Origin of the sequence: Crocosphaera watsonii WH 8501 (genome assembly GCF_000167195.1) — a bacterium.
GTDB classification, from domain to species: Bacteria; Cyanobacteriota; Cyanobacteriia; order Cyanobacteriales; family Microcystaceae; genus Crocosphaera; species Crocosphaera watsonii.
Genome location: NZ_AADV02000188.1, coordinates 1 through 7493 on the forward strand (window position 1 = coordinate 1; position 7493 = coordinate 7493).

At 35.6% G+C, this 7493-nt stretch carries 10 protein-coding genes and 1 pseudogene; 9 read left to right on the forward strand and 2 right to left on the reverse strand.

Annotated elements, in window-relative coordinates:
• The 8 genes from CWATDRAFT_RS28010 to CWATDRAFT_RS28045 form a co-directional block, all read left to right on the forward strand.
• Positions 1 to 817 (forward strand): transposase (locus CWATDRAFT_RS28010; RefSeq protein ID WP_157134191.1); only part of this gene is annotated, 817 nt, incomplete at its 5' end.
• Positions 818 to 820: 3 nt separating this feature from the next.
• Complete coding sequence (locus CWATDRAFT_RS28015) at positions 821 to 1129, forward strand: hypothetical protein (protein WP_232287220.1); 309 nt, start codon at positions 821 to 823, stop codon at positions 1127 to 1129.
• A complete protein-coding gene (locus CWATDRAFT_RS28020; protein ID WP_042712669.1) occupies positions 1129 to 1317 on the forward strand; it encodes a hypothetical protein in 189 nt (62 codons plus the stop codon). Before CWATDRAFT_RS28015 ends, CWATDRAFT_RS28020 begins: the two co-directional genes overlap by 1 nt.
• Positions 1318 to 1355: 38 nt before the next feature.
• Positions 1356 to 1574, forward strand: a complete 219-nt coding sequence (locus tag CWATDRAFT_RS28025) for a hypothetical protein (protein WP_007308151.1) — start codon at positions 1356 to 1358, stop codon at positions 1572 to 1574.
• 3 nt (positions 1575 to 1577) lie between these two features.
• The gene (locus CWATDRAFT_RS28030) at positions 1578 to 1856 is read left to right on the forward strand and encodes a type II toxin-antitoxin system RelE/ParE family toxin (RefSeq protein WP_232287221.1); all 279 of its coding nucleotides are present in this window, start codon (positions 1578 to 1580) and stop codon (positions 1854 to 1856) included.
• Positions 1857 to 1989: 133 nt separating this feature from the next.
• Positions 1990 to 3042 carry a GTPase ObgE gene (obgE, locus tag CWATDRAFT_RS28035; RefSeq protein ID WP_007308153.1) on the forward strand — a complete coding sequence of 351 codons (1053 nt, stop codon included), beginning with the start codon at positions 1990 to 1992 and terminating at the stop codon, positions 3040 to 3042.
• Positions 3043 to 3328: 286 nt separating this feature from the next.
• Positions 3329 to 3916 carry a Uma2 family endonuclease gene (locus CWATDRAFT_RS28040; protein WP_021833727.1) on the forward strand — a complete coding sequence of 196 codons (588 nt, stop codon included), beginning with the start codon at positions 3329 to 3331 and terminating at the stop codon, positions 3914 to 3916.
• 91 nt (positions 3917 to 4007) lie between these two features.
• Entirely contained in the window at positions 4008 to 4412 is a 405-nt protein-coding gene (locus CWATDRAFT_RS28045; protein WP_007308155.1) for a restriction endonuclease, read from the forward strand.
• 403 nt (positions 4413 to 4815) lie between these two features.
• Here the strand turns inward: CWATDRAFT_RS28045 and CWATDRAFT_RS28055 are convergent.
• Positions 4816 to 5842: pseudogene (locus CWATDRAFT_RS28055) on the reverse strand (IS701 family transposase).
• Positions 5843 to 6068: 226 nt separating this feature from the next.
• Here CWATDRAFT_RS28055 and CWATDRAFT_RS28060 point away from each other — a divergent pair.
• Positions 6069 to 6596 carry a hypothetical protein gene (locus tag CWATDRAFT_RS28060; protein WP_007308156.1) on the forward strand — a complete coding sequence of 176 codons (528 nt, stop codon included), beginning with the start codon at positions 6069 to 6071 and terminating at the stop codon, positions 6594 to 6596.
• 99 nt (positions 6597 to 6695) lie between these two features.
• On the opposite strand, the gene CWATDRAFT_RS28065 is transcribed toward CWATDRAFT_RS28060, so the two are convergent.
• Positions 6696 to 7187 carry a type 2 periplasmic-binding domain-containing protein gene (locus tag CWATDRAFT_RS28065; protein WP_007308157.1) on the reverse strand — a complete coding sequence of 164 codons (492 nt, stop codon included), beginning with the start codon at positions 7185 to 7187 and terminating at the stop codon, positions 6696 to 6698.
• Positions 7188 to 7493: the final 306 nt, after the last annotated feature.

Here is a 7493-nt window from a genome sequence, read left to right on the forward strand (position 1 = left end):
GTGGACGGATGACCGGTACCGAAACCTTAGGATGTATAGAAGACTTATTCAAGCTGGGGCTCGTATGGAAAATCTGAGTAAAAGACAGAAAAATTGTCTAGAGACTATCAAAAAAGTTTATGAACAACAACAGTCGATGTGGGAGAATAAGACCCAGAGTGTTCCTCAAAGAATTGTAAGTTTAACTCAACGGCATATTCGTCCAATAGTGAGGGGAAAAGCAGGAAAACCAATAGAGTTTGGAGCTAAACTCTCAGTAAGCTGTGTAGATAACTATGTGTTTCTAGAAAAAATAAGTTGGGAAAACTTCAATGAATCTTGTCATTTAAAAGAACAAGTAGAAAAGTATAAAGAAACGTTTGGCTATTATCCCGAATCCGTCCATGTAGATAAAATTTATCGAACTAGGGAAAACAGAAATTGGTGTAAGGAAAGAGGGATAAGAATCAGTGGTCCGAAGTTAGGAAGACCTCCGAAAAATGTCAGTGAAGAAGAAAAGAAACAAGCCCACTCCGATGAATGCTTCCGTAATGCTATTGAGGGAAAGTTTGGACAAGCTAAACGAAGATTTAGCCTAAATCTCGTGATGACAAAACTCCCTGAAACCTCCATTACATCTATTGCTATTACATTTTTAGTTGTCAATCTTTCTAAACTTCTGAGGCAGTTTTTGTCGCTTTTTTTGTCCTTATTTACTAATAATAGAACAGGGGAACTCATCAAACCGCCTTTCATTAATTTTGATTATACTTTAAACAATTTTTATGTACTAAAACTTATTGATTTGTCAGAAAATTCTTGGTCAAAAGTGGCATAAATTTTGGAGAAACTTTTTCAGCAAACCCTAATTATTATGGACTTTCCACAAAAAACAGAATGGATAATCTTAGAAAGATACGGTGAAACAACAGAAACTATACCAGAACTTGATGAACTTCAGAATGTTAGAGAAAAACTAACCGAGCGTTATAATGGACTTAACAAGCTATTATTAAGTATTTTAGAAATTCAGCCACGGCCTCCAGAAGATATGGTAAATTTGCTAGTAAAGACCATTGAAAGGGGACAAGCAACTATTGATTCTGCTGAAGCTAGTATTCAAGAAGTTAAAAAAAATTGGAGTTTATAATGAATGAATCTTTTTCTGTTCCTGATGAAAAATTAAGACAAGAAAGTGTTAAAAATTTACAACAAGTACAAAAAAAACTAGACCTTTTTGGTTTAGAAATTGAAGAAGTTTTAGGAATAGCAAATGCTAAACTTTTGCGCCAACGTAGAAAATGTCTAGAAAACTCGGTTAACAATTCAATTAATTGATATGATATAATAAAAAAACTTTTGGTTATTAATCAACTATGGTAAAAACTTCAACCTTTCAGCAAGCGATTGAAACAGTAGAAAAACTATCATTAGAAGAACAACAGATGTTAATTGACACTATCCAGAAAAGATTGCATCAACAACGTAGAGCAGTTCTATCACAGGAAATAACAGAAATTCGCCAAGAAGTTACCGAAGGAAAAGTAAAATTTGGCTCAGTTGGTGACTTTTTAGAAGAACTAGATCAACCATGAAAATTGCTTGGAAACCTCAATCATTGCGAGCTTTTAAAAGAAAGAATGATACGTAAAAACCCAGCGTTTAGACCACTCATTGAAAAAACAGTCCGTCAGTTAGCAGAAGATCCGTTTCATCCCAGTTTACGCACTCATAAATTAAAAGGTGACTTATCAAATGTATGGTCATGTTCAATTGATTATAGTAACCGTGTTTTATTTGAATTTATAGAAGATCCTGAACAACAAAAACAGGCGATTTCGTTATTAAATTTAGGTTCTCACGATGAAGTCTATTAGTCAAATCGCCTATCTTGTCCGTTAGGTTAAGGAAAAAAACCCAATGATCATAATTTTGTAATGTATCCCATAAATCTTGAGGCAATATTTCGGGTTAAAATGGAAATAAAATAGACAATCTAGAAGCAATCAAATGCAGTTTATCGATCGCGCAGAAATCGAAGTAGAAGGGGGCAAAGGAGGGGATGGGATAATCGCCTTCCGACGGGAGAAATATGTTCCGGCAGGAGGCCCCGCAGGAGGAAACGGAGGTAAAGGAGGATCGGTTATCCTGCAAGCAGAAGGCAACCTACAAACTCTGTTAGACTTTCGTTATGCCCGTCGTTTCAAAGCAGATAATGGTAAACGAGGAGGCCCTAATAACTGTACAGGGGCTATGGGTAAAGACATAATAATTGAGGTTCCCTGTGGTACAGTAATTTACGACCTGGAAACACAGGAAATGTTAGGGGACTTAGTGGAGCAGGGACAAACCCTCTGCGTTGCTGAGGGAGGAAAAGGAGGGTTAGGGAATAAACACTTTTTGAGCAACAAAAATCGCGCTCCAGAATACGCTTTACCTGGTTTGGAAGGGGAACTACGTAACCTCAGATTAGAGTTAAAGTTACTGGCTGAGGTGGGTATTATTGGTTTACCCAACGCAGGAAAATCCACGTTAATCGCCTCTTTATCGGCCGCTCGTCCTAAGATAGCTGACTATCCTTTTACTACTTTGGTTCCCAACTTAGGAGTGGTTAGAAAACCCACAGGAGACGGAACAGTATTTGCTGATATTCCTGGTTTAATCGCAGGTGCCCACGAAGGTGTAGGGTTAGGCCACGAATTTTTACGCCATATCGAACGGACTCGTCTTTTGTTACACTTAGTAGATGTGACATCAGATGATCCGCTCCAAGATTATGAAGTGATTCAACAAGAATTAAACGCTTATGGACGAGGGTTATGCGATCGTCCCCAAATAATTGCTTTAAATAAAGTTGATGCTTGTGATCAAGAAACGTTAAAATTAATTAAAGAGGAGTTGCAACCGTTGAGTGATTCTCCCGTTTTCACTATTTCTGCTGTGACCAAAACTGGGGTTGCGGAACTGTTACAAGCTATCTGGAATCGTTTGGAACAAGTAAACCTTAACGACGAAAATAGCTCTTCCCAGTTAGTCGGTACCAGAAGAGAGCTATCACTTTAACACTGATATAACACTGATATAACACACACATCGCCCCATGGCGATCTATTTATTGGTAGAGTAAAAAGTCTACTAAAAAAGTTCCTGCTAAGATCAAAAAGAGTGAAATAAGTTCCATGGGGTTGCTCCTGCTCAAACTAAACGAAAGACATTTATTATTTTTGTGATCAGCTAGTGCGATCTCACTTATACACCATATAGTATAAAAATTTCCATCTCCGTGCTTCCCCCAGGTAGCTCACCCATTTGGGTTATTTGTTTTACGGGTAATTACTGAAAGATTATGATGAATAGTAACACCGTCAGTTTATCTGCACCTCTCAATTTAGATATTGATTTAACTGACGAGCAGTTTTTTCAGCTTTGTCAAAATAACCGTGATTTGAGATTTGAACGCACTGCAACCGGAAAATTAATTATAATGCCACCTACAGGAAGCGAAACAAGCGAGCGTAACGCTGAGTTAACCTATCAATTAAGAGCTTGGAGTCGTCAAAGTAAGTTAGGGAAATCTTTTGATTCTTCCGGGGGGTTTAAGCTCCCTAATGGTGCAGAGCGATCGCCGGATGCTTCTTGGATACATAAAGATCGGTGGAATAGTTTAACTCCTGCTGAAAAAGAAAAATTTGCGCCTTTATGTCCTGATTTTGTGGCTGAATTAATGTCTCCTAGCGACTCTCTCGAAAAAACACGCCTAAAAATGCAAGAATATATGGAGAATGGTGCAAGGTTAGGATGGTTAATTAATCGAAGACAAAAACAAGTAGAAATTTATCGCCCTGATCAGGAAGTAGAAATTTTACAAAATCCACAATTTTTATCAGGAGAAACGATTTTACCAGATTTTACTTTGGATTTGACAGATATTTGGTAAAAGAAGTTACCTTACTTTTGATTCGGTTTAAATTTTAGCTTTGAGTTGTTAGTATTAGATGATCATCAGAGCAAAAATAAGGGCCAAATAAATGTCTGACACATTATACAATAGGTTAAAGAAGAAATTTAAAGTTGTTATTCCTAACGACTGGAGTAACAAACAAAAAGGTGATTTTTGGGAGAAAGTTGTAGCCGATTTATTTCGTCAACAGGGATGGAAGGTAAGGGAAAATATATCTATTACGGGAATGCAGATTGATGTTCTTATTAAAAACGATGTTGAGGAAATAGGATTAGTAGAGTGCAAATTTCATCAAGAAAAAATTGATGCTGATGTTATTGACAAACTGATAGGAAAAACTAACCGAAAAAAGCCAAATTTTCTTATTTATTATCTACATCTGAACTTAATTCAACTGCAAACGGAATTGTTTCAGAGTATAACAATACAGAGCAATCTGTCAAACTTAGATGTTGGTGTGGAGAACAATTAGTTGAAAAATTTAGGAATATTTATAATTTTAATATACCAAATCTTGATCTTGCTCAAGAAAATATCGGTGATATTAAGACTATTACTTTGCTACTGAATCAAAGTAAAGAATTTTATTGGATTGCAGAAGAAATTTCTAGTCAAGGAAGTCCTTGCCGTGCAATTATATTTTCAGCTTCATCTAACTTTTCTGGATCTAAATTGACTCTTCAAGAATGGAAAGATTACTTTGTAGAATATCAACTTGAATGGTCTAAACTTGAAATTGTTGATAGCTCTAATCTTACTAGGAGTTACGCATTGACAAATTAACTTAAATATGAGTAGCTTTAAAGAGAGACAACGATCGCTAATTATTAGAGTCATTAAAATTGACGTAATAATAACAATAACTAATCTATAAATTAGGCTGATAATTTCAAATTTATTTGCTCTAAAATAAAATTCCGATTAACTTCAATAGACAATTCTCTTTGGAGTTGATACCAATTATCAATTAACTCATTAGCTCTCATTAATTCAAGTTTAATAAAAGCCCGTAAAGAACTAAAGAAATGGGTCAATATAGCTTCTGATTTTCTGACTATAAATTTATTGATACCACATAATTGTTTGAGCGCACGATGGTAACATTCAATAATCCAATGAGTTGTTTTCAACAAAGTAAATAGAGTTTTATCTGTTTCTCTTAAGTCTTTATTTTCTTTGTCAAATAAAATATAAAAACGAAGCATCCCGTTTTTGAAATGTTTCTTAAATACTTTAACTTCGCCAAACTCTTTTAAGTAAACAATTGTCCCATTTTCCTCTATTTCTAAGCTTTCAACGGATTGATATTGTCCTTTAACGATTGATACTTGTCGATTTTTAGCTATTCCTATCATGAAACCTAATTCTTGTTTTTTCAAAAATTTAAGGTTCTCTTTAGATGAATACCAACTATCACCAGTTACATAAATTGGCCTCAGTCCCCAAGCTAAAACTTCCGATAGCATCATCCGAAAATAATCATTTTTAGACAGATTATCTTCTTTATCATAAAGTCGATAATTTAGAGGGACTGAAATTCCATTAGGGTCAGTATATAATAAAGTAACTAAATTAATTCCTTTGATAGTTTTATGTTTATTTCCTGACCAGAAATAACCAATAAATTTACTTAATTTAGGATTACTATAAAGTTTTTCAATGACTGTATCATCAATACTTAAGGTTCCCCCACATCAGTTCAATGTGCTGTTTAAATTCATTGAATAAATCAACAGGTTTATAGCTTTCTCTTAATAAAAAACGGTTAACACTATCATGAGATAAATCCTCAAATATCTCGGATAAACGATTACAACCCGAATATTTGGATTCAGCAATTAAATAGTAAGTATAGAGTTCTAAATGACATTTAGCCGTTGATTTCTTCGTTATAGTTCGGATATCTACCTCCAGTTCTTATAATCCTCTCTATTTTATCAGTTTTTTGCTTTTTGTTAACAGCGATCGCTTTCTCTGTTTGGACTATGCACATTGTAAACCATCTGTCAATGCGTAACTCCTAGATGAAACCCTTGAAGATGAAACCCTTGAAGATCAAACGCCTCCTCCTTCTACCACTCCCCCACAACAATCTATCCCTCCCAAACAGCTAGATCTTTTTGCGATAATGCAGGAAGATAAGCCCGATTCTTCTCCCTCTCCCAAACTTTCTCACTGGGAGCAGATTTATTCTGACTTACTCCAGCAACAACGTTATAATAACTACTCTGTTGGTTGGATTTACTATCAACTTAAAGAACTCAATCCTCCCCTATCTATCTGGCAAAAATACGGACATCTTCGGAGTTATCATCCAAAATGGGCTAATCATCAATTTGAGTCTCTTAACCCCCCTTCACCCCTTTCTCCTGAAATACTTCAACAAATCTGGCTGCAAGTTCTTCAAGAATTACCTATGTTGACTCAAGCTTTACTGAAAACTCATGGTCATTTTAAAGCACTCCATACCCACTGGGCTACCATCGAAGTTAAAAAGCCTGTTTTGTTGAGGGTTTGCGAGCATAAAAGAGACCAAATTGAATCCGCTTTGACTCATGTTTTTCAACATCCTATTCATGTCCAATTTACTGTTCCTCCTTCTCCGAAAATCATTGGTCGCCCTATTGTCACTAATGAGGATGACCTTGATTTTTGATTTCAATAATGGACAATGGACAATATATAATGACCTCTCCTTAATTAATTGTTAATTGTTAATTATTAATTGTTAATTGATAATATTTTGCCCCTGATGCTAGTCCTTTTGTTCAATAATATAGGGAAATTCTCCTGTATTAATACTAAACCATTCCTTTTGTAAAATACGATTTTCTGGGCTAAGAATAGTTAAATTAACTAATTTTTTAAATTCGGTATTTTCTTGGGGTAAAATACACCCATACAATTCTCTAGTAATGGGTTGAGAGGGTAATAAAACGAAGTCTCCTACACTACCAACCTGTTGAACAATTTCTCCTAATAGCAAAATACCATCACTAACAACGGCTTTCACTTCATCTTGTTTGAGTTTTTTTACCCCTTCTTCTCTGCTTTTAATATCTTTCCACTTGGCTAAGGGATAGATTTGAGGAATAATTTCTTGAGTAGTAGTTCCTGGTAAAAAAGCGATGGGAATATCCGTTAAGTTGCCGTTATAATCAAACTTAGGTGCATCTTCTAATTTTACTAAAAACTGCGCCCCTGTCATAAAAAAGGGAACAGAAAAATCAACCTCACGGGGTGACAAGCCCGTTAAAACCCTGATTGAAAGAGGGTTTCAGCCGTAGCGATCGCTCTATAAATTGTCAAAAACTAGAGGGCTTATTGAGAATAAACAATAATGATAATCATTCTTGCCGTGTGTGTGGGGGGGAGGACGGTGTAACCGTCCTCCCTACCCAACAGGGTTTGATGCTCAAAATCAACCCCTTGGGCAATATTAGTATTGATGACCTAATAGAAATTGGTTTCAGTTGGATAGTACAGTTCTGAAATAAATCATCTACCAGTGGTAATTTAATGTCCCCATAACAGAGGGGAATTAAGGCGTCTG

Coding starts and splice junctions, on each gene's coding strand:
- CWATDRAFT_RS28020 (WP_042712669.1), top strand. CDS start 1,129: ATGAATGAATCTTTTTCTGTTCCTGATGAAAAATTAAGACAAGAAAGT.
- CWATDRAFT_RS28025 (WP_007308151.1), top strand. CDS start 1,356: ATGGTAAAAACTTCAACCTTTCAGCAAGCGATTGAAACAGTAGAAAAA.
- obgE (WP_007308153.1), top strand. CDS start 1,990: ATGCAGTTTATCGATCGCGCAGAAATCGAAGTAGAAGGGGGCAAAGGA.
- CWATDRAFT_RS28040 (WP_021833727.1), top strand. CDS start 3,329: ATGAATAGTAACACCGTCAGTTTATCTGCACCTCTCAATTTAGATATT.
- CWATDRAFT_RS28045 (WP_007308155.1), top strand. CDS start 4,008: ATGTCTGACACATTATACAATAGGTTAAAGAAGAAATTTAAAGTTGTT.
- CWATDRAFT_RS28060 (WP_007308156.1), top strand. CDS start 6,069: ATGCAGGAAGATAAGCCCGATTCTTCTCCCTCTCCCAAACTTTCTCAC.